This window comes from Micromonospora sp. NPDC004551, from assembly GCF_040609975.1.
GTDB lineage: Bacteria > Actinomycetota > Actinomycetes > Mycobacteriales > Micromonosporaceae > Micromonospora.
In genome coordinates this window covers 26,355-47,464 of record NZ_JBEXLM010000043.1, presented here as the reverse complement: position 1 = coordinate 47,464, position 21,110 = coordinate 26,355, and the positions used below count along the sequence as shown (strand labels likewise).

At 72.8% G+C, this 21,110-nt stretch carries 18 protein-coding genes; 4 read left to right on the top strand and 14 right to left on the bottom strand.

The window, feature by feature from the left end; translation table 11 throughout:
• Positions 1 to 97: 97 nt before the first annotated feature.
• Together ABZW14_RS31525 and ABZW14_RS31520 are read right to left on the bottom strand one after the other, a co-directional pair.
• A complete protein-coding gene (locus ABZW14_RS31525) occupies positions 98 to 1,177 on the bottom strand; it encodes an LPXTG cell wall anchor domain-containing protein (RefSeq protein WP_355353918.1) in 1,080 nt (359 codons plus the stop codon).
• Positions 1,178 to 1,763: 586 nt separating this feature from the next.
• Positions 1,764 to 2,879, bottom strand: coding sequence for a glycerophosphodiester phosphodiesterase (locus ABZW14_RS31520; protein ID WP_355353916.1), 1,116 nt, complete (start codon positions 2,877 to 2,879; stop codon positions 1,764 to 1,766).
• A gap of 106 nt (positions 2,880 to 2,985) precedes the next feature.
• Between ABZW14_RS31520 and ABZW14_RS31515 the strand changes: the two genes are divergently transcribed.
• Positions 2,986 to 4,320 (top strand): potassium transporter TrkG, encoded by a 1,335-nt coding sequence (locus tag ABZW14_RS31515; RefSeq protein WP_355353913.1) that lies wholly within the window; start codon positions 2,986 to 2,988, stop codon positions 4,318 to 4,320.
• Complete coding sequence (locus ABZW14_RS31510) at positions 4,310 to 4,978, top strand: TrkA family potassium uptake protein (protein WP_355353911.1); 669 nt, start codon at positions 4,310 to 4,312, stop codon at positions 4,976 to 4,978. Before ABZW14_RS31515 ends, ABZW14_RS31510 begins: the two co-directional genes overlap by 11 nt.
• Positions 4,979 to 5,028: 50 nt before the next feature.
• Here ABZW14_RS31510 and ABZW14_RS31505 read toward each other — a convergent pair whose 3' ends face one another.
• The 7 genes from ABZW14_RS31505 to ABZW14_RS31475 all read right to left on the bottom strand — a co-directional run bounded on the left by ABZW14_RS31505 (position 5,029) and on the right by ABZW14_RS31475 (position 13,891).
• Entirely contained in the window at positions 5,029 to 6,648 is a 1,620-nt protein-coding gene (locus ABZW14_RS31505) for a serine/threonine-protein kinase (protein ID WP_355353908.1), read from the bottom strand.
• A 71-nt stretch (positions 6,649 to 6,719) separates the two neighbouring features.
• Positions 6,720 to 8,273, bottom strand: a complete 1,554-nt coding sequence (locus ABZW14_RS31500) for a fused MFS/spermidine synthase (RefSeq protein WP_355353905.1) — start codon at positions 8,271 to 8,273, stop codon at positions 6,720 to 6,722.
• Between the two features lie 36 nt (positions 8,274 to 8,309).
• Positions 8,310 to 9,350 (bottom strand): hypothetical protein, encoded by a 1,041-nt coding sequence (locus ABZW14_RS31495; RefSeq protein ID WP_355353902.1) that lies wholly within the window; start codon positions 9,348 to 9,350, stop codon positions 8,310 to 8,312.
• Positions 9,351 to 9,541: 191 nt separating this feature from the next.
• The gene (locus ABZW14_RS31490; RefSeq protein ID WP_355353899.1) at positions 9,542 to 10,351 is read right to left on the bottom strand and encodes an inositol monophosphatase family protein; all 810 of its coding nucleotides are present in this window, start codon (positions 10,349 to 10,351) and stop codon (positions 9,542 to 9,544) included.
• Positions 10,344 to 10,796, bottom strand: coding sequence for a response regulator (locus tag ABZW14_RS31485; RefSeq protein WP_091262935.1), 453 nt, complete (start codon positions 10,794 to 10,796; stop codon positions 10,344 to 10,346). The genes ABZW14_RS31490 and ABZW14_RS31485 overlap by 8 nt, the downstream gene beginning before the upstream one ends.
• Positions 10,793 to 12,538 carry an ATP-binding protein gene (locus ABZW14_RS31480; RefSeq protein ID WP_355353896.1) on the bottom strand — a complete coding sequence of 582 codons (1,746 nt, stop codon included), beginning with the start codon at positions 12,536 to 12,538 and terminating at the stop codon, positions 10,793 to 10,795. Before ABZW14_RS31480 ends, ABZW14_RS31485 begins: the two co-directional genes overlap by 4 nt.
• A 114-nt stretch (positions 12,539 to 12,652) precedes the next feature.
• A complete protein-coding gene (locus ABZW14_RS31475) occupies positions 12,653 to 13,891 on the bottom strand; it encodes a fused response regulator/phosphatase (protein WP_355353893.1) in 1,239 nt (412 codons plus the stop codon).
• 268 nt (positions 13,892 to 14,159) lie between these two features.
• Between ABZW14_RS31475 and ABZW14_RS31470 the strand changes: the two genes are divergently transcribed.
• On the top strand, positions 14,160 to 16,574 hold the full coding sequence (locus ABZW14_RS31470) for a M28 family peptidase (protein WP_355353890.1): 2,415 nt from the start codon (positions 14,160 to 14,162) through the stop codon (positions 16,572 to 16,574).
• A gap of 95 nt (positions 16,575 to 16,669) precedes the next feature.
• Positions 16,670 to 17,272: a dihydrofolate reductase family protein gene (locus ABZW14_RS31465; protein WP_355353887.1), complete on the top strand. Its 603-nt coding sequence runs from the start codon at positions 16,670 to 16,672 to the stop codon at positions 17,270 to 17,272.
• Between the two features lie 26 nt (positions 17,273 to 17,298).
• Here ABZW14_RS31465 and ABZW14_RS31460 read toward each other — a convergent pair whose 3' ends face one another.
• The 5 genes from ABZW14_RS31460 to ABZW14_RS31440 all read right to left on the bottom strand — a co-directional run bounded on the left by ABZW14_RS31460 (position 17,299) and on the right by ABZW14_RS31440 (position 21,070).
• Positions 17,299 to 18,474 (bottom strand): low temperature requirement protein A, encoded by a 1,176-nt coding sequence (locus ABZW14_RS31460; RefSeq protein ID WP_355353884.1) that lies wholly within the window; start codon positions 18,472 to 18,474, stop codon positions 17,299 to 17,301.
• Between the two features lie 117 nt (positions 18,475 to 18,591).
• Complete coding sequence (locus ABZW14_RS31455) at positions 18,592 to 19,467, bottom strand: alpha/beta hydrolase (RefSeq protein WP_355353881.1); 876 nt, start codon at positions 19,465 to 19,467, stop codon at positions 18,592 to 18,594.
• A gap of 61 nt (positions 19,468 to 19,528) precedes the next feature.
• Positions 19,529 to 19,783 (bottom strand): Smr/MutS family protein, encoded by a 255-nt coding sequence (locus tag ABZW14_RS31450; RefSeq protein ID WP_212831464.1) that lies wholly within the window; start codon positions 19,781 to 19,783, stop codon positions 19,529 to 19,531.
• Between the two features lie 59 nt (positions 19,784 to 19,842).
• Positions 19,843 to 20,208, bottom strand: coding sequence for a tetratricopeptide repeat protein (locus ABZW14_RS31445; RefSeq protein ID WP_091262954.1), 366 nt, complete (start codon positions 20,206 to 20,208; stop codon positions 19,843 to 19,845).
• Between the two features lie 91 nt (positions 20,209 to 20,299).
• Positions 20,300 to 21,070, bottom strand: a complete 771-nt coding sequence (locus ABZW14_RS31440; protein ID WP_355353877.1) for an ROK family protein — start codon at positions 21,068 to 21,070, stop codon at positions 20,300 to 20,302.
• Between the last annotated feature and the right edge of the window lie 40 nt (positions 21,071 to 21,110).

The following is a 21,110-nucleotide window of genomic DNA, read 5'->3' as shown; positions in this document are numbered from 1 at the left end:
GCGGCCCGCACGTCGAGCAGCACCCCGGTGTCGGCGGCAGCCAGCCCGGCGGCCTTCCCCGCGAGCGCTCCGCCGGGCCGCCACGATCGGGTACGGGTCAGACCTCGAGACGTGCCCTCCGGCGCAGCCGGCTGAGCCCGATCAGGAGGCCGCCGGCCGCCAGGAGGCCGCCGCCCAGGGAGAGGGTCGGGGCCACGCTGTCTCCGGTGACCGGCAGCTCGGGCTTGCCACCCTTGCCGTCCCAGCCGCCCTTGTGGTCGTTGTCATCGTCCTTGCCGTGCTTGCGGTGGTCGAACTTGCCGTCGCGGATGCAGATCGTGACGGTGGCCGGGTCGGACACCACGGTCCGGTCGCGGTACCGGCCGCTCGCCCGGGCGGTGTTCACCACCTTGCCCTCCTTCACGTCGGCCCAGCTCACCACATACGGCTTGACGGCGTGGCAGTCGGTACTGGTGCCCGGTGCCAGCGTCGTGTCGTTGCAGTGCACGTACCCGGCGGTCGGGTCGTCCACCTTGACGTCGGTGATCTTCACCGTTCCGGTGTTGGCCACGCGGTAGGTGTAGAAGATCTTGTCGCCCTTCGCCGCGAAGCCGTCGTTCGCGCACTCCTCGTGGCAGTCCGACTCGACCCGCGCCTTCTTGTCGATGGACAGGCTGACCTGCTGCTCCCCGGGGTGGCCGGGGTAGCCCGGGTAGCCGGGGTCGCCTGGATCCCCGGGATCGCCCGGATCACCCGGGTCCCCCGGACCCCCTGGGTCGTCGGAGGCGGCGCAGGTGTGGGCGAGCACGAAGTTCTCGGCCGCCCCCGAGATCACCGCGGTGGCGCCGGTGAGGGTCCAGTCGGCCGGCAGCCGGATGAACGCCCGGCTCACTCCCTCGAAGTCGACGATCTCGCTGTTCGCCGAGCCGGGGATCGGCCGCGTGACGGTGCCCCCGGGGGTGCTGAAGGTCGTCGACAGCGACTGGAAGACACCGCTGGTCTCCGGGTCGCCGGACAGGTCGAACACCCAGGTCTCCTCGTCCGGGAAGGGCCCGCCGCCCGGATAGCAGAACTGGGGGGCGTCCGCCGCCCTCGTCGGCACGTCGTCCGGATCGATACTGATCGTCTGGGCGGCCAGGGCCGGCGTGCCACCCAGCAGCAGGGCGCCGGCCAGCAGGCCGAAAGCTCCCAGGCGCACGCCGATGCTCGCTCGCCTGCTCGGCGCAGAGGTCTTTCTCATGTACATCCCCCGTGTCGTGAATCCTTGACACGGGTCGAAACGACCATTAATGGGACATGTTACGCAAAGCGGACACGAATCCCCCGGACGATGGAACGGGCGAAGCGCCGGGCCCTACGGCGTCCCCATGGACACGGCCTCGCGAGCGCTGTCACTCTCTCGAGCCGCTACGAACCTGATGTCGTGAACGACTCACTCACCCCTTCCGTGCCCGCCCCGGCCTGAGAACCGGCACCGGCGACACCGGCACGGTCAGGATCTCGCGGTCCGTCCGATCCATCCACGTCATCAAGTTCGTAGCGGCCCACACCCACCTCCCCGGTTGGTGAAGACGGGCGTCACCCGCCAGCGCAGCGAGAGAACCCACACCCGGGCCGGATCGGTCGGTGGAACACCACGGGTGTGTCCGGACCGTGGAGACACCCGGGCGTTCCACTCACCGACGTGACGCGGGACGGAACCGGGCAGCAGGAGGGCAGCGACGAAGGTGCACGCAGACGGAGGCGCCGCGCCGGGGCCCGAGCCGCCCCGGCGCGGACGCCGGTCAGAGTCCCGCGCGCGCCGCCACGGCCGTGTCGGGCTGGTCGGCGAAGGCGCCGTCGAGGCCCAGGCCGTAGAAGAGCTCGTACTCGGCGGTGATGTCGCCGCGGGCGTTCGGGTCGGCGCCGATCCGGAAGTCGACCGGCAGGAACTGGTTCTCGGCGCGGAAGGTCCAGGCGTGCACCAGCAGCTTCACCCGGTGCGCGTCCTGGATCACCGAGGTGGGCGCGAGCAGCTTGCCGGCGGCGTCGCGGGGGACGATCAGGTTCTTGTTCAGGCCGACGCCGTCGGCGTACTCCGCCACCCAGGCCAGGCCCGCGGCGGTGGCCAGGTCGGCGTAGCGGCGCGGGTCGCCGGTGGCGGTGAAGTCGTAGGGCGCGCCGGTCGCGTCCATGAGCTGCACGAGCCGCACGTCGATCATCCGGTCGAGCTTGCGCAGGTTGGCGGTCTCGAAGCTCTGCACGAAGACCGGGTCCCCGCGGTGGGTCAGCTTGTTGGCCTTGAGCGTGGCGACCAGCGGCTCCTCCAGCGCCAGCCCGATCGAGGCGAAGTAGCTGGGGTGCTTGGTCTCCGGGTACACGCCGATGGTGCGGCCCCGGGCCTTCGACTCGGCGCGGGCCAGGTCGATGACCTCCTGGAAGGTCGGCACCGGGAGCTTCCCGTCGAAGGCGGCGTTGGTCACCCGCACCTGGGGCAGCCGCTCCTTGGCGCGCAGCGTCCGCAGCTCGGCCAGGGTGAAGTCCTCGGTGAACCAGCCGGTGACCGCGACGCCGTCGATGGTCTTCGTCGCCTTCCGCGCGGCGAACTCCGGGTGGGCGGCCACGTCGGTGGTGCCCGATATCTCGTTCTCGTGCCGGGCGACCAGCACGCCGTCCTTCGTCGAGACCAGGTCCGGCTCGATGAAGTCGGCGCCCTGACGGATGGCCAGGCGGTAGGCCTCAAGGGTGTGCTCGGGACGGTAGCCGCTGGCGCCCCGGTGCCCGATCACGATGGGCCGCTGGACCGCGCGGGAACGCTCGGCGCGAGGTTCCGGATCGGCCTGGGCGGCCACCGCCGGGGCCACCACGGCCGCCGCGAGAAGCGCGCCGGCCACGCCGAGGGCGGAAAGGGTACGTCGCAACGCCGTCTCCTGTCGTCGAGGGGTACGCACAGCAGACCGGGTCCGGTTGGCCGGCAGTTGGTCGGTTCCTGACCTGCCGGTGAATCTCCGGACGGAAGATGACCTGGTGCGCCGCCTGCTCCGGAACCCCGTACGGCTGGTGCCGTTCGGGTTCCTGGCGGTGATCCTGCTCGGCACCGGCCTGCTGATGCTGCCCTGGGCCACCAGCGAGAGCCGCTACACCCCGTTCGTCACGGCGCTGTTCACCTCGACCTCGGCCGTCTCGGTCACCGGCCTCGCGGTCAACGACACGCCGAACTACTGGAACGAGTTCGGCCTGGCCATGATCACCGTGCTCACCCAGCTCGGCGGCCTGGGCATCCTGACCGTCGCGGCGCTGGTGATCCTCGTGGTCTCCCGGCAGCTCGGCCTGCGCAACCGGCTGCTGGTGCAGGCGGAGACCGCCGAATTCGGCCTCGGCGACGTCCGCTGGCTGCTGGTCCGGATCGTCGCGACGGTCTTCGCCACCGAGGCGGTGATGACCGCGGTGATCACCGGACGGCTCTGGCTGGTCTACGACTATCCACCGGGGCGGGCACTCTGGTTCGCCGCCTTCCACGCGATCCAGGCGTTCAACAACGGCGGCTTCACCCTCTACTCGGACGGGCTGGTCGCCTTCTCCCGCGACCCATGGGTCGCGCTCCCACTGGGCCTCGGCGCGATCATCGGCGGCCTCGGCTTCCCGGCGCTGTTCGAGGCCGTCCGGGAGTGGCGGAGGCCGGACCGCTGGGCGGTCGCCACCAAGCTGACCATCTGGGGCAGCGTCGTGCTGATCGCGTTGGGCTTCGTCTTCCTGCTGCTCGCCGAGTGGGCCAACCCGGCCACCATCGGCGCGTACGACGGCCCCGGCAAGGTGCTGGCATCGTTCACCCAGATCGCGCTGAGCCGCACTGGCGGCTTCGACGTGATCAACGTGGACCGACTCAGCAGCCAGAGCTACCCGCTGCTCATCGTGCTCATGTTCATCGGCGGCGGCAGCGCGAGCACCGCGGGCGGCATCAAGGTCTCCACCTTCTTCCTGCTCGGGTTCGTGATCTGGGCCGAACTGCGGGGCGAGCCGGACGTGAACGTGGGTGGCCGGAGGGTCGCCACGGCCAGCCAGCGCCAGGCGCTCACCGTGACGCTGCTGAGCGTGGCGCTGGTGGTCCTCGGCACGGTCCTGCTGATCCTGTTCACCGAGAACCTGCGCAACTTCGCCGCGGTCTTCGAGGTGACCTCCGCGTTCAGCACCACCGGGCTCTCCACGGGCCTGGCCCCGGAGCTGTCGCAACCCGGCAAGTACGTGCTCATCGTGCTGATGTTCATCGGCCGGGTCGGGCCGCTCACCCTCGGGTCCGCGATCGCGTTGAACACCCGGCGACACCTGTACCGCTACCCGGAGGAGCAACCCATTGTCGGCTAGGAGGACGGACGACAGCAGCGTCGTGGTGATCGGCCTGGGCCGGTTCGGCTCCCGGCTGGCCGGCTCGCTGCTGCAACTCGACCAGGACGTGCTCGCCATCGACCACGAACAGGACCGGGTACAGCACTGGGCGTCGCGGCTGGACCGGGTGGTGCAGGCGGACACCACCGAGGAGAGCGTGCTGCGCCAACTGGGCGTCGCCGACTTCCGCCGGGTGGTCGTGGCCATCGGCGCGTCGGTCGAGGCGAGCGTGCTCACCGTGCTGGCCCTCACGGAGCTGGCCATCCCGCAGATCTGGGCGCGGGCCACCTCGGAGAAGCACGCGAAGATCCTGAACTCGGTGGGCGCGCACCATGTCATCTTCCCGGAGGCCGAGACCGGCGAACGGGTGGCGCACCTGATCGTCAGCCGGATGCTCGACTTCATGGAGTTCGGCCACGACTTCGCGATCGCCAAGGTCCGGACGCCCGCCTCGCTGGTCGGCCGGTCGCTGAGCGAGCTGGCCCCGACCGACCGGTTCGGGGTGATGGTGGTCGGCGCGAAGCCCCCCGGCGAACCGTTCCGCTACGCGGCCCCGGACACCGTCCTCCAGGCGGACAGCGTGCTCATCGTGGAAGGTTCGATCGACCGGGTGCAGCAGTTCGCCGCGCTCGGTTGACCGTCACCTCTTCTTGCCCTTACCGCCGTGCCCACCGCCCTTCGGCCGGTCTACCTGCCTTTTCCCTTACCACCGTCCTTGCCCTTGGCGGACCTGTCGGGCTTGGCCTTACCGGAGGTCTTCGCGGCGGCCTTCGTCGGCGCCTTGGCAGGTGCCTTGGCGGGTGCCTTGGCAGGCGGTCTGGCGGGCGCCGGCGGCGCCGTGGTCGGCGCGGACCCGGCGACGCCGGCCACCTGCACGCCGCAGGTGCTCCCGTCGACCTTGAACTCCACCGGCAGCGGGTTGCTCCCGGTGTAGCTGCCCGTCAGCGAGACCTTCGTCGAGGCGCCGGGCGCCAGCCTGGCACCGGTGGCCGGCGGCCGGAGCAGCACGTCGTTGCCCTGCTGGCGCACGGTCGGCTGGGCCGTGCCGACCTTCTGCCGGCCCGGGAAGGTGAAGGTCATGGTCCAGTCCCGCAGCTCGCGGTTGCCGGTGTTGGTGAGGGTCAGGTCCGCCGTGAAGTCCGTGCCGGAGTCGCGGCGCAGCGCATAGTCGACCGCGCAGGGGGTCGGCTCGGGCAGCCCGATCCGGGCCTCGGTCGGCTCCACCCCGCCGCTGGCCGGGCTCTTCGAGGTGACTCCCCACAGGGTGGCGGTGACCGCGATCAGGCCCGCGGCGGCCACCCCGGCCTCCACCTTGCGCCGGCGGGCGGCGGCCCTGCGGGTCTTCGTGCGGATCGCCGAGAAGGGCAGCGCGTCGGTCGCCGACGACCAGGGCAGGATGGTGGTGCCGGCGTTCTCCGTCAGCGCCGGGTCGAACTGGCCGAGCGCCGGGGAGACCGGCACGATCGCCGCGATCCCGGCGGCGTCGGCGAGCGTACGGGCCACCTCGGCGGTGGCCGGGCGGTCCGCGGGGCGCTTGGCCAGGCAGCGCCGGACCAGCTCGGCGACCTCGTCGGGGAGTCCCACCACGGGCGGCATCGGGTCCGGCTCGTTGTACATGTGGGCGCGGAGCATCTGCGTGGTGGTGTTCGCCTGCCAGGGCAGCCGGCCGGTGAGCATCCGGTAGAGCAGCAGGCCGACCGCGTAGACGTCGGTGGCCGGGGAGACCTGACCGTTGTCGAGCCGCTCCGGAGCCAGGTAGGCGGGCGTGCCCAGCAGCGCGCCGTCCGGGCCCTTCTCGCTCTCGCCCACCAGTGCCGAGATGCCGAAGTCGACGACCTTCACCCCGGTCGAGGTGAGCATGACGTTGCCGGGCGTGACGTCCCGGTGCACGACGCCCCGGGCGTGCGCGGCGGCCAGCGCGGACGCCACCTCCGCGCCGATCGTCATCGCCTCCCGCCAGGGCAGCTGCCCGCCCCGGCCGAGCCGGCTGCTCAGCGGCCCGCCGTCGACCAGCTCCATCACGACGTACGGGACGGTCAGCCCGACCTGCTCGGACTCCCCGTAGTCGTACACGTTGGTGATGTTGGGGTGGCAGAGCCGCGCGGCGGCCTGCGCCTCTATCCGGATGCGGTGCCGGAACGCCTTGTCACTGGCCAGCCGCGAGGCCAGCACCTTGATCGCCACCTGCCGACCCAGCACCTCGTCGTAGCCGCGCCAGACGACCGACATGCCCCCCGCGCCGAGCTGCTCGACCAGCCGGTACCGCTCGCCGAGCAGCTGCGCGCCGTTCCTGACCGCTGCACCCATGGTCGGTCCAGTTGCCCGGGGGTGGCCCTCGTACACCTCACCGGTCGAAATCGGTCAGGGAAGTCACCCGATCAGGCGGTCGCGAGGAGCTGGTCCACCGGCGCGTAGTCGTCGGTGAGCACCAGCGCGTCACCGACGAACGCGGTCACCTTCGGGCCGTCCAGCAGCTTCGCCGGCTCCGGCAGGAGCCGCATCCGGGCCGGCACGTCGGCCAGCGGCAGCGGCGCGTCCGAGGCCACGATGAGGAAGTTCGCACCGTGCTGCCCGGCGATGGCACCAGGCGGGGCGATCAGCGCGACGTGGCGGAACTCGGCCGCCACGGTGGCCAGCTCGGCCCGGATGAACCGGTCCGGCGGATAGTCGATCACGTTCTGCACGTAGATCCCGTCCGGGCGGAGCACCCGGCGGATGTCGGCGGCCATCTCCCGGGTGGCCAGGTGCCAGGGCACCACCAGGTGGCCGAAGGCGTCGCCGACGATGAAGTCACGGCTGTCCGTGGGCTCGGCGCCGAGCAGCACCCGGGCGTCCCCCACCCGGGCGCGCAGCTGCGGCCCGGTGCGCACGCCCAGCTCCCGCCGGTCCAGGTCGACCAGGCCGCCGTCGATCTCGAAGACGAGGTTGTCGCTGCCCGGGCGGGTCGCGGCCAGGTAGCGCGGCACGGTGAAGCCGCCGCCGCCCAGGTGCAGCGCGTCCATCGGCTGCTTCGCCGGCCGCGCCAGGTCCGCGACCAGGCCGATCCACTGGGTGTACGCGTACTTCAGGTGAGTCGGGTCGGCCAGGTCGACGTAGGAGTGCTCGGCGGAGTTGAGGTAGAGCGTGCGCCCCTGCGCCCACTGCCCGTCCACCTCGACCCGGGCGCAGTGGTAGGCGGTCTCCACGTCGCACGGGTTCGGGGCGACCGCGGAGAGGCCGGCCGCGGCGAGGCCGAGCACCGCCAGGGCCGCCTTGGCGCGGGCCGGACCGGGCAGCGCCGCCCCGGCCTGCCGGCGCAGGTACGCCCCGAGCACCAGCCCGGTCACCCCCAGCACGCCGGCCAGCGCCAGCACGATGACCGTGCTGGGCAGCGCCGCCACCAGTACGAAGCCGGTGACCAGGGTGGCCGTGATGCCGCCCAGGGTGCCGATGCCGGACAGCCGGCCGACCACCTGCCCGGTGCGGCGCAGGTCGGCGAGCTGGAGCTTCACCACGAGCGGGGTGACCCCGGCCAGCAACGCCGCCGGCAGCAGCACCGCCAGCGCGGTCAGCAGGAGGACCGCGCTCGCCGCGCCGCCGCGCAGGGCCTCACCGGCGTAGCGGACGACCGACAGGGTGACCGCGGTGGCGATGCCGGCCAGCACCAGGGCCGGGGCGAGCAGGGTGCGCGGATCCCGCCGGTCGGCCAGCCAGCCACCCATCCACGCCCCGTACGCGATGGCGCCCAGTGCCATGCCGATCACCGAGCTGGTCACCTGGAGGGTGACCCCGACGTAGGGGCCGACCAGGCGGAGCGAGACCGTCTCCAGCACCAGCACCGCCCCGCTGGAGAGGAAGACCAGGAACGCGGCGAGCCCGTTCGGCAGGGCCCGGGGCGGGACCGGCGCGCTCGGCGCCGGCTCCGCAACGACGTCGGACGATGTGCTGCTCACCGTGGCGATGCTACGCAGCGTTCCGCGACCGAGAGGTCAGTACATCGAGATGTGAACATGGTTTGTGTGGTCCGCGGCGGGACTGCCGCCCCCGCTGTACGCCCGCCAGCCGGTGTTCGGCATCCAGATCTGCCGGTACCAGATGACGTACATGATGCCGAGCCGGCTGGCGTTGTTCTTGGCCCAGCTGGCGAGGCTGTCCCCGTACGCCTTGTCGCCGCCGGTGGCCGAGACGTCCTCGAAGCCGTTGGTGGCGGCGGCGAAGTCGCAGGCCCGGCCCTTGGGGTGCTCGCCACCGCCACCGCTGCGGTGGCAGGAGGCGTAGCGCTTGTAACCGGCCGCCTTGGCCTGTTCGAGCATGTGCAGCGTGCGCGGGGTGATGCAGCCGTCGGCCGGCGTCGGGTCGTTCACCGAGCAGGACTCCGACGGCCACGAGCCGTCCGGGTTGCGCGGCGCCGGCTTGGCCGACGACGAGCCGCCGCTGAAACCGGAGCCGGCACCGGAGCTGACCTTGGCGAGGGCCACCTCGGCGTCCCGCTTCTTCTTGGCCAGCACGGCGAGCTGCTTCTTCTGCTCCCGCACCTCGGTGTCGATGGCCACCTTCGCCTCGGCGGCCTGGGCCTTCGCCTCGTTGAGGTCGTGCAGCCGCTTGCTGTCCCGCTGGGCCATCACATCCAGCTCGGCGGCCCGCTTGAGGAAGGCGTTCGGGTCGGAGCTGGCCAGCAGCATCGACACCGGGGTCAGCCGGCCCAGCCGGTAGGACTGCGCGGCCACCTCGCCGACCTGCGCGGACAGCTCGACGAGGCGGACCTCGACCTGCTTGAGCTGGTTGGCCAGCGCGACCTGGCGACGCTTGGAGTTGTCGAGCCGGTTCTTGGCCTCGATGTGCCCCTTCGCGGCCGCCTCCAGGGCCTCGCGGAGCTGCTTGCTGCCGCCCTCGTCGGGGGCGTTCGGGGTGGGCGCGGCCGCGGCCGCCGTGCCGGGGGCGAGGCCCGCGCCCAGCAGCAGGGCCATCGCGGCGAGCAGGGCGAGCAACGACCGGCGGACGGGCCGGCGGGTGAGCCTGGTCCTGGGCACGTGAGGTCCTTCCGTCGACCGCCGGCCCCCGAGTCGACCTTGCGCGGCGGCGGCTCCGCCGGCGCCGGGCGGCGGCCTGCTGGCGGAGACCGCCGGTCACGATACCGGACCGCGGACCCCGCGCATTGCCCCCGACCTCGGACGACGCGGTTCGTCGACGGAGCGTGCCGCGGCGGTCGCGGACCGCTCGGTCAGCCGTCCAGCAGGGCGGCCCGGACCTCTTCCCAGGTCTCCTCGCTGGCCGCGACCAGCAGGCCCCGGCCCTCGTCGGCCGGGTGGTAGTCGGTGCCGTCGAAGCGACGGGCCACCCCGCCGGCCTCCCGCACCAGCAGGGTGCCGGGGGCGTGGTCCCAGGGCAGGGTGCGCCAGAAGAGCACGAACTGCTGCGCGCCCGTGAGGATGTCCAGGTATTCCCGGCCGGCGCAGTGCTGGCCGGGCAGCAGCTCGCCGAGCCGCTCGCCGCCCGCCTCCACTCTCCGCCGGAAGTCCGGGGGCAGGAAGCGCGTCATCGCGGTGCCGCGGAGCGCGCCCACCTCCGGCTCCCGCCCGGCGGTGCGCACCGGCGTGCCGTCCAGCCGGGTGCCGTCGCCCACCCGGCAGGTGGCCAGCGTGCCGTCGAGCGGATCGTAGACCCAGGAGGCGGCCGGCGCCCCGTCGGTCAGCAGCGCCACCATCAGGGCGAACGGACGGCGGCCGGCGGCGAAGTTGGAGGTACCGTCCACCGGGTCGACCAGCCAGACGTCACCGCCGCCGCGCAGGTGCCGCAGCAGGGCCGGGTCCTCGGCGACCGCCTCCTCACCGACCACCACCGAGCCGGGGCGCAGCGCCCGCAGCCCGGCGGAGATCAGCGCCTCGGCCTTCCGGTCGGCGACGGTGACCACCTCGCCGGGAGCCTTCTCGGAGATGTCGGCGTCGTCGAGGCGGCGGAACAGCGGCACCACGATGTCGGCCGCGGCCTCCCGCAGCAGCGCGCCGACCTCCTCCAGCAGCGGCTCAGCCACGCGGCGGCAGCTTGACCACGCTGACGAAGAACTCGTCGATCTGGCGGACCACCGAGATGAAGCGCTCGAAGTCCACCGGCTTGGTCACGTAGGCGTTGGCGTGCAGCTGGTAGCTGCGCAGGATGTCCTCGTCGGCCTGGGAGGTGGTGAGCACCACGACCGGGATCCGGCAGAGCTGCTCGTCCTTCTTGATCTCCTCCAGCACCTCCCGGCCGTCCCGGCGGGGCAGGTTCAGGTCGAGCAGGATCAGGTCGGGGGTCACGGCGTCGCCGTACTGGCCCTCGCGGCGCAGGTAGGCCAGCGCCTCGGCGCCGTCCGAGACGACCGTGAGGCGGTTGCGGAGCTTGTGCTCCTCGAACGCCTCCTGGGTCATCAGCACGTCGCCCGGGTCGTCCTCGACGAGCAGGACCTCGATCGGGCTCTTGCCGTCCGCCGGCGCGGTCATCCCACCGTCTCCTTCATGCCACCCGTTGTACCGTCTGGGGCCGCCCCCTCGGGCGTCTCTTCCCGTGCCGGGCCGTCCGGCTGCCGCGCCACGCTCACCGCGGCGTCCTCGGCACCGTCCCCGTCCCCGGTCGCCTCGGCGTCCCCGGCCGGCTCCTCGACCGCGTCCGGCTCCGCCGCCCGCGCCGCCGCGACGTCCTCGGGCAGGGCCGGGAGGGTGAATCGGATCGTGGTGCCCTCCGTGCTGTCGGTGTCCACCCAGACCCGGCCGCCGTGGTACTCCACGATCTTCTTGACGATGGCCAGCCCGATGCCGGTGCCCGGGTAGGCGTCCTTCGAGTGCAGCCGCTGGAAGATCACGAAGATCTTGTCGGCGAACTCCGGCTCGATCCCGATGCCGTTGTCCCGGCAGCTGATCTCCCACTCGTCGTCGACCAGCCGCGCCGAGACGTGCACCTTCGGCGGCACGTCCGGCCGGCGGAACTTGATCGAGTTGCTGACCAGGTTGGCCAGCAGGTTGGTCAGCAGCGGCTCCTCGCCGCGGATCACCGGCAGCCGGTCCCAGGTCAGCTCGGCGTCGGCGTACTGCCGGGCCGCCTCGGTCTGCCCGGCCACGTCGCCCATCACCTTGTTGAGGTCGACCTCGGTGAAGCCGGTGGTGAGCCGGCCGATCCGGGAGAACGCGAGCAGGTCGTTGATGAGGCGCTGCATCCGCTGCGCCCCGTCGACCGCGAACGCGATGTACTGGTCGGCCCGCTCGTCGAGCTGGCCGGCGTAGCGCCGCTGGAGGAGCTGGCAGAAGCTGGCCACCTTGCGCAGCGGCTCCTGTAGGTCGTGCGAGGCGACGTACGCGAACTGCTCCAGGTCACGGTTGGACCGGGTGAGCTCCTCGGCCTGCTTCTGGAGCTGGCTGTTGACCCACTCGATGCGCTCCCGCGCCTCGCGTACCTCGTCCAGCTCCCGGGCGATCTTCTGCCGCATGAGGTCGATGTCGTCGGCCAGGAGGCGGAACTCGGGCGGGCCGGACCCCTCGATGTGGTGCCGGTAGTCGCCCTCGGCCACCTCGCGTACCTGGTTGACCAGGCCGGCCAGCGGCCGGATCAGGATCCGGTCGAGCGAGAGCAGCAGGACCGCGCCGGCCACCGCCACCACCAGGGCCGCGATGATCAGGAGAACGACCAGCACGTTGCTGGTCGAGTTGACCTTGTCGGCGGTCTTCTGCCGGACCTCCAGGATCTCGTCCTGGAGGCCGTTCACCGCCGCCCGGATGCCGTCGAACTGCTGCCGGGTCTGGTCGGTGATCAATGCCCGGCCGGCGGCCGGGCCGCTGCGCTCGGTGGTGGCGATCACCGGCTCGGCGACGGCGGACCGCCACTGCGCCGCCCGCTGCTCCACGACGGCCACCTCGCGCAGCACGTCCGGATAGTCGACGGCCAGCTTGCGCATCTCGGCGACGGTGTCCTGCTCCCGGCGCAGGCCCTCCTGGTAGGGCGCCAGGTCGTTACGGTCGGCGTTCACCGCGTAGCCCCGGACGGCCGTCTCCTGGTCGAGCAGGGCGCTCATCAGCTCCTGCGCCTGGACCCGCAACGGGCCGGTCTTGAGCAGCACGTCATCGATGTTCTGCCGGTTCTTCGCGGCGAGGGTCGCCTCGGCCGCGGCCAGCCCGAGCAGCAGCACCAGCACCACACCGAGCAGCGCGACGACGCGCCGTCGCAGGGTCCACCCCTGCTGGTACGCCTTCACAGCAACGTCTCCGTTCGCGACTGCGGGGCTCGCAGACCCGGCTCACTCCTCGCGCTCACCGAACCGTCTCCGTTCGCGACTGCGGGGCTCGCAGACCCGGCTCACTCCTCGCGCTCACCGGCCACCGCCGCGGGTGACCAGCAGCATCGCGACGTCGTCGGCGAGCGGGCCGCCGTTGAGCTGCTCGGCCCGGCCGACCAGCCAGGCGGGCAGCTCGGCCAGGGGCACCGCGCGGTTGGCGGGGTCGGCGAGCAGGTCGGTCAGCCCCGGCACGTCCAGCCGGTCGTCACCGGTGCCCACCCGACCCTCGATGAGGCCGTCGGTGTACATCAGCAGAGACCAGTCATCGGTGTCGAACTCCAAGTCGAAGGCAACGGGCCGGCGCGGCCGTACGCCGAGCAGCAGACCGCCCCGGGCCGGCACCGGGGCGACCTTACCCCCGCTGAGCAGCAGCGGCGGCGGATGACCGGCGAGTCGAACGGTGGCCCGGTTGGCCGCCAGGTCGAGGCGGGCGGTGGCCACCGTGGCGAAGATCTCCTGGAGCCGGCGCTCGCTCATGAGCACCTGCTCCAGCGCGGGCAGCACCTCGTCGTCCGGCACCCCGGCCAGGACCAGGGCCCGCCAGGCGACCCGCAGCTCGACGCCGAGGGCGGCCTCGTCCACCCCGTGGCCGCAGACGTCGCCGACGATCAGGTCGATCCGGTCCGGCCGGGTCTGCACCACGTCGTAGAAGTCACCGCCGATCAGCGCGGCGTGCCGGCCGGGGCGGTAGAAGGTGTGCACCGCCACCTGGTCGGTGGTCATGAGCGGCTGGGGCAGCAGGCCGCGCTCCAGGCGGGCCGACTCGGCCTGGCGCAGCTCCACCTCGCGCAGCCGGCGGGCGTTCTCGTCGGCGCGCTTGCGCTCCACCGCGTAACGCAGCGCCCGGGTCAGCAGGACGCCGTCGACCTGGCCCTTGACCAGGTAGTCCTGCGCGCCCTCGGCGACCGCGACGATGCCCAGGTGCTCGTCGGAGCGGCCGGTGAGCACGCAGACGGCCGCACCGCTGGCCATCTCCAGCACCCGGCGCAGCCCGTCCAGGCCCTGCGCGTCGGGCAGGCCCAGGTCGAGCAGGACGCAGTCGACCCCCATCACCCGCTGCCGGGCCTCGCTGAGACTGGTGGCGACCAGCAGGTCGATCATCGAGTTGGTCTCGGCGAGCAGCTCGCCGACCAGGAAGGCGTCACCCTCGTCGTCCTCGACCAGCAGGACCCGCAGCCGCTCGCCGGGCGGCACGCTGAAGTGGTGCCCGAGCCCGGCCTGCGGCGCGACGGGGGCGCCGGGCAGACCGGTCCCCCGGTGCGGCCGGGTCACCGCCGCGAGACGCGGGAGTTCGCTGGTGATGTCGGGGCTCCTTCCGAATGCCCTGCTGATCCTGTATCAGACAACGGTCGCACACAACACGACCGGAGTCGGTGTGGGCGGGCGAGCGGGCCCACCCGACCAACAGCGGCTCGGCCAACGCCCGATGTTACGCCGCGACCGGCGTCCGGCCCGGAGCGCACCGGCCGGTGGGAGTGCCGCCGCAGGCCGCGGGGGTGCAGGATGATGCCCACCCCCGAAGCACCCCGAGGAGTCATCCGTGGGCGTATCCCGCACCCGCCCCGTGCCGGCCCGGCCGGGCCCGTTCCGCGCCCGACCGGCCGATCGGGCGCTGGCCCGGCCGCGCCGACGGCTGCTCGCCGCGCTGGCCGCGCTGGCCGCGCTGCTCGCCGTCGGCGCCGGCGTCCTGGTCGACCTGTCCACCCCGGCGCCCCGCCCCGCCGACGCGCCCGCGGACGCGTTCAGCGCCGAGCGGGCGTACCAGCAGGTCAAGGTCATCGCGGCGCGGCCGCACGTGGCGGGCAGCGCCGCTAACGACCGGGTCCGGGAGCACGTCGTGGGCGTGCTGCGCGGGCTGGGCCTGGAGACCGAGGTGCAGGACACCGTCGCACCGGAGGCCGGGCAGCTCAGCGGGGCGGCCGGCGGCGCGACGCTGGCCCGGGTCCGCAACGTGGTGGCCCGGCTGCCCGGCACCGACTCCACCGGGCGGGTCTTCCTGGTGGCCCACTACGACTCGGTGCAGTCCGGGCCGGGTGGCAACGACGACGCCGCGGGCACGTCCACCATCCTGGAGGTGGCCCGGGCGCTGGCCGCCGGCCCCCGTCCGCGCAACGACGTGGTGCTGGTGCTCACCGACGCCGAGGAGGCGTGCCTGTGCGGGGCCGCCGGCTTCGCCGCCGACCACCCCCTGGCCGCCGACGGTGGGGTGGTGCTCAACCTGGAGGCGCGCGGCTCCACCGGCCCGGTGATCATGTTCGAGACCTCTCGGAACAACGCGAAGCTCGTGGAGGCGTTCGGCCGGGCCGCCCCGCACCCGGTGGGCACCTCCTTCGCGGTGGAGATCTACCGGGCGCTGCCCAACGACACCGACTTCACCGCCTTCCTCGACCACCGGTTCGTCGGGCTGAACTCCGCGTACATCGACGGGGGCGCGGTCTACCACACCCCGCTCGACGTGCCGGCGGCGATGAACCGGGGCAGCCTCCAGATGCACGGTGACAACGCGCTCGGGCTGGCCCGCGAGTTCGGCCGGACCGACCTGCGCGACCTGCGCTCCGGCCACGACGACACCTACTTCCCGGTGCCCGGCGGGCTGGTCCGCTACCCCGGCTGGCTGACCCTGCCGCTGGCCGTGGCCGCCCTCCTCGCGGTCGGCGTGCTCGGTGCACTGCTGCGCCGGCACGGCCGGGCCACCAGCGGGCGGCTCGTGGCCGGCGTCGGGCTGGCCCTCGTGCCGGTCGTCGCCGCGCCGCTGGGCGCGTGGCTGCTCTGGACCGCGGTCACCACCGTCCGGCCCGGCTACGCCGAACTGCTCGACCCGTACCGGCCGGTCTGGTACCGGCTCGCCGTGGTGGCGCTCGCCGCCGCGATCCTCTTCGCCTGGTACGCACTGACCCGCCGCTGGGCCGGCCCGGCCGCCCTGGCCTTCGGTGGGCTGGTCTGGCTGGCACTGTTCGGGGTGCTCCTCGCCGTGCTGGTGCCCGGCGGCGCGTACCTGACGACCCTGCCCGCCCTGGCCGGCGCGCTGGCCGGCCTGGCGGCGCTGGCCACCCGGCGCGACGGTCCCTTGCCGGTGGTCGCCGTGACCCTGGCCGGCGCGGTCGCCGTGGTGATCCTGCTGCCCACGGTGGTGCTGCTCTTCCCGGCGCTCGGCATGGGCATGGGTGGCGTGGCGGCGCTCTTCGCGGTGCTGCTCGGCCTGGCCGCGCTGCCCGTCGTGGACCTGCTGCACCCGCAGGCCGGCGGCCAGCGGGGCCTGCTCGCGCTCCGGGCCCGCCGGCTCGGCACGCTGCCCGCCGGCGCCGCCGCGCTCGCGGCCGTGGTGCTCGCCGGGGTCGGCCTGGCCGTCGACCGCTTCGACGCCGCGCACCCCGTGCCGACCCACCTCATGTACGCCCTCGACGCGGGCACCGGCAAGGCGCAGTGGCTCAGTCACGAGGAGGACCCCCAGCCCTGGACCGACGGGTACGTGGACCGCGCCGTCTCCGTGGCCGACGACTTCCCCGGGCTGGGTGACGCGGAGCTGCGGGCCGGCGCGGCCCAGGCCGCGAACCTGCCCGCCCCGAAGCTGGAGACCCTCTCCGACACCCGCTCGGGCGATCAGCGGGTGCTGCGGGTCCGGGTGCTGCCGCAGCGACCGGTCCGGCTGCTCTCCCTGCACGTGGACACGTCCACGGCGCAGGTGCGCTCGGCGAGCGTGGCCGGGCGGGACGTGCCGGTCAAGGCCCGCGGCGGACGGTGGGGCTTCGGCGTCGTCTTCCACGCCCCGCCGCCGGAGGGTGTCGAGGTCACGCTGACCCTGGTGCCGAAGGCGGGGCAGGTGAACCTGCGGGCCATGGACGCCAGCGACGGGCTGAGCGGCCTGCCCGGGTTCCGGCCCCGGCCCGCCGACGTCGGCGTGGTCGGTTCACACAGCTCCGAGATGCTGGCGGTGGCCCGGACGTATCCCCTCTGATCCCCTCTGAAGAAGTTCCGGGACGGATGTCGAGAGGAGCGTCCCAGCTTCTACTCCCGGGTGAAGGCAGGCCCACGATCCCGAGGAGCAGATCGATGACGAAGGTGACGACCGGAGCCACCATGTCGCTGGACGGCTACATCGCCGACGCGTCCCACGGTGGGTTCGAACACCTCTTCCAGTGGTACGGCAACGGCGACGTGGAGACGGCGACCGCCACCCCCGACATGACCTTCCGCACGTCGGCGGCGAGCGCGGAACACCTGCGCGAGCTGACCGGACGGACCGGCGCGCTCGTCGTCGGCCGGCGGCTGTTCGATATGACGAACGGCTGGGGCGGACGGCACCCCATGGACGTGCCCGTGGTCGTGGTCACGCACCAGGTGCCGGAGGGCTGGGACCGGGAGGGCGACTCGTTCGTCTTCGTGACCGACGGCATCGAGGCCGCGATCGAGCGGGCGAAAACCCTCGCCGGCGACAAGGAGGTCGGCGTCAACGGCGGCACCATCGCGACCCAGGTGCTGGAGGCCGGCCTGCTCGACGAGGTCCACGTCGATCTCGTACCGGTCCTGCTCGGCGACGGCATCCCGTTCTTCGCCGGCCTGCGGATCGCCCCGGTCCAGCTGGAGGGACCCACCCGGGTCGTCCAGGGCAAGGAGGTCACCCACCTCGCCTACCGGGTCCGCAGGGAGGGCTGACGCTCGCCGCCGCGCCCGTCCCCGGGTCAGCCGGGACGCCCCCGCAGCAGGCGACGGGTCAACCGCCCGCCCATCGCGTCGCCGGTCACCACCCCCGCCAGCATCAACACGACGAGGGTGGTGACCAGCACCGGCGGCCACTCGCCCACCCACGGCATCGCGACCAGCAGGATCAGCAGCCAGAACACCCGGTGCCACGGGATCGTGCCGACGATCCGCCAGGTGAACAGGGTGCGGCCGAGCAGGAAGAGGGCGGGCCCGCCGAGGATCAACGCGATCCACCGCCGCGGCGTGTCGCCGGTGGGCCGCTCGACGACCAGGTCGAAGGCGGCGGCGGTGCAGACGATGCCGGCCAGCATGACCAGGTGGGTGTACGGCGCCAGCCGGGTCGCCCGCCGGAGCACCCGCGGGGCGTTGGCCCGCACGATGTCGCCCGCACCCAGGACGTAGATCTGCCAGAGCAGCAGCATCGCGGCGAAGGCGGTCACGAAGGCGGCCGACCGGGCCGGGGTGAAGTCGGCCCGGCTGATCTCCAGGGTCGGCACCAGGATGACGTCGCCGAGCGCCAGGATCACGAACTGCTGGTAGCGCTCGCCCAGGTGCTCGGTCGTCTTCTCGTACTGGCCGAGCGGCACCCGGCCGAGACCGGGCGTCGGGTAGCGGGCGCCGGCCGAGACGTAGTCGATCGTCACGGCGACGGCCCAGAGCGCCAGCGGCCACCCGCCCGGCAGCAGCGCCCCGCCGACCCAGAAGAAGCCGGAGACCACGAACCAGAAGAGGAAGCGGGCGGCCCGCTGCTCGGCCATGCGCTGGCGCGGGTGCAGCACGGTCACCAGCACCACCCCGCGCACCAGGTGCGGGGTCACGTAGCCGATCGCGAAGACCAGCGCGTGCGAGTCGACGGCCAGCCCCGCCGCCGTCACCACGGCGCCGAACATGGTCACCATCAGGATGGCCTGGATGGGTAGCTGGTCCGGGTCGTAGAAGTCGGTGGTCGTCGAGGTGATCGACCAGGTCCACCAGACCGCCATCAGCATGATCACGACCGGCACGACGCCGGCCCACGAGGCGCGTTCCGCGAGCAGCATCGAGACCAGCGCCAGCGCCGCCACGAAGACGACGTCGAAGAGCAGCTCCAGCAGGGTGGCGCGGGTCGACCCGTTCGGCGGGCGCACCAGCTCGCTGCTGCCTCCGGTCGTCATGCCCGGCCTCCCGCCGCCCGTCGACGACAGGTCGCGGGCGACGCTGCGTCCGCCAGGATTATCGGCCCCGACGGGGCGGTGCGTCCCCGGATCGGCGCCGGCCGGGCCGGCCGGGCGCTAGCCCAGGAACTCCAGGAGCTGCCGCGTGGTCTCCTCGGGGGCCTCCTCCGGAATGAAGTGCCCGACCGGGACGGGGCCGCCACGCACGTCATCCGACCAGTCCCGCCAGATCCCGAGCGGGTCGTCGTAGAGCTTCGCCACCTGACCCCGTTCGCTCCACAGGAACAGCACCGGGCACCCGATCTTCCGGTTGCCCCGGTCCGCCTCGTCCTGCTGGTAGTCCACCGTCGCGGCCGCGCGGAACTCTTCGCAGACCGCGTGGACCGTGGCCGGGTCGGTGAACTGCCGGACGTACGCGGCGCGCACCTCGGCCGGGAACGCGTCCGGCACCTCGGGCCAGTTGTCGAGCATGTAGTCGACGAGCACGGCGGGCGCCGCCTCGATGAACCGCTCCGGCACCGGCGCCGGCGCCGCCAGGAAGGACCAGACCCAGTAGGAGAGGCTGAAGGCCCGGTCGGCACGGTCGTAGACGTCGCCGATGGGAACGACGTCCAGGACGGCCAGCCGGGTGACGACGTCCGGTGCGTCGAGCGCGAGACGGTAGGCGCACCGGGCACCGCGATCGTGGCCGACGAGGTGGAACCGCTCGTGGCCCAGGCTCCGCATGACCTCGATCTGGTCGCGGGCGATGGCCCGCATGCTGTACGGCTCGTGGTCGGCGCTGCTCGGCGGCTTGCCGCTGTCGCCCCAGCCCCGCAGGTCGGTGGCGACCACCGTGTAGTTCTCGGCGAGCCGCGGCGCCACGCGATGCCACATGAGGTGCGTCTCCGGAATGCCGTGCAGGAGCAGAACGGGCGGACCGCTTCCGCCGCGACGCCCGTGGATGGTCGCACCGGACGTGGGAATGTCGAACTCTTCGAACCCGTCGAACACAGCCGGAACCCCCGCAGCTCCCCTGGCGATCCGACGCTAACAGCTCAGGGAGCCGGGGCTCTCACTTCCAGCGGAAGTGGACGAAGAGGCGGCCGAAGTTCTTCGAGTCCTTCTCGACGCGGTGATAGAGCTGCTTGACGTCCTTCTGGTCGAGGAAGCGCAGCACCTTCTTCTTCAGCTGGCCGGAGCCCTTGCCCGGGATGATCTCCACCATGCTGGCCTTCTTGGCCACCGCCTCGTTCATGATGTCCCGCAGGGCGCGGTCGATCTCGTAGCCCCGGTTGTAGATGTCGTGGAGATCGAGCTTGAGCTTCACCGGTCCATCCTAGGTACGCCGAAGGGCAGCCCGGGAGGGCTGCCCTTCGGCGTCAACCGTCAGCGGCCGCCGACCTTGCCCTCCACCCGGCGCAGGGCCGCCGTGTAGTCGGCGTTGGTCGAGTACATGGCCGCGGCGATACGCAGGTGCCGCAGCGCGTCCGCGGGGCGGTTCATCCGCTCCAGCGTCCGGCCGAGCACGTGGTGCGCGTAGTGGTCGCTGGGGTCCCGGTCGACCAGCTCGCGCAGCTGTTCCTCGGCCCGGTTGAGCTGGGCCGACTGGAAGTACGCGCGGGCCAGCAGCTGCCGTACCGAGGAGTTGCCGGGCTCGGCCTCGACGATCGGTTCGAGCAGCCGGGCCGCTCCGGTCGGGTCACCCGCTTCGAAGAACATGGTCGCCCGCCGGTACTCCGCCAGAAGATCCACTCGACCCACCTCCTCGTGTCGCGCCAGCCCTTTCTCCGACGCTGGCACAACACCAGCCGTACCGCGAGTGTTCCTTCGGGGAAGATCGCGCTCAGGAGGTCGGGTCGTACCGGTCCCCGACCAGCTCCCAGGCCCGGACACCACCGACGATTCCGGCCGTGTTCGGGACGACCACGACATCGTCCCCCATCCGGGCCAGCTGCTCCGGCCGGATCAGGCGGGAGTTGCCACCGCCCAGGTAGAGCCGGTCCCAGCGGAAGACCGGCCGCAGGCCGTCCACCACCTGGCGGATCCGCCGCGACCAGAACGCGTCGCCGAGGCGCCGCCGTTCCGGCTCCCCGACGTACGTGTCGTAGGTGGTGTTCCAGCGCACCGGGGCGTGCGACAGCTCCAGGTGCGGGGCGAGCACCCCGCCGTCGAAGAGCGCGCTGCCCAGCCCGGTGCCGAGGGTCAGCACCAGCTCGCAGCCGGCCCCGGCGACCACGCCCGCGCCGTGCACCTCGGCGTCGTTGAGCACCAGCGCCGGAATGCCGAACGCTTCGGCCAGGGCGGTGCGCGCGTCGTACCCGGACCACTGGGCGACCAGGTCGGGGTCGACGCGGCTGCGGGGGCCGGAGCGGGTCACGTAGTGCGGGGTGGCCACCACGACGCCGTGCCGGATCATGCCGGGCATGCCGACGGTGAGCCGGTCCGCCGGGGGCAGCCGGCCGCCGAGATCCAGCAGCGTCTTGACGAACAGGGCGGGCGGCAGCGGGTACGGGGTGGGGACGCGCAGCGGCCGGGCCCGCATGGTCCCCGCCGCGTCCAGCACGGAGGCCTTGATCCCACCGCCCCCGCAGTCGATCGCCAGAGTGGTCACCACGGCTGTGAGTCTCCCTCACCCCGGCCGGGCCCCGAGCGCG

What these genes read in the sequence shown, in the direction of transcription:
- ABZW14_RS31505 (WP_355353908.1), bottom strand. Translation starts at nt 6,648, where the DNA reads ATGGGTGCAGCGGTCAGGAACGGCGCGCAGCTGCTCGGCGAGCGGTAC.
- ABZW14_RS31485 (WP_091262935.1), bottom strand. Translation starts at nt 10,796, where the DNA reads ATGACCGCGCCGGCGGACGGCAAGAGCCCGATCGAGGTCCTGCTCGTC.
- ABZW14_RS31465 (WP_355353887.1), top strand. Translation starts at nt 16,670, where the DNA reads ATGACGAAGGTGACGACCGGAGCCACCATGTCGCTGGACGGCTACATC.
- ABZW14_RS31460 (WP_355353884.1), bottom strand. Translation starts at nt 18,474, where the DNA reads ATGACGACCGGAGGCAGCAGCGAGCTGGTGCGCCCGCCGAACGGGTCG.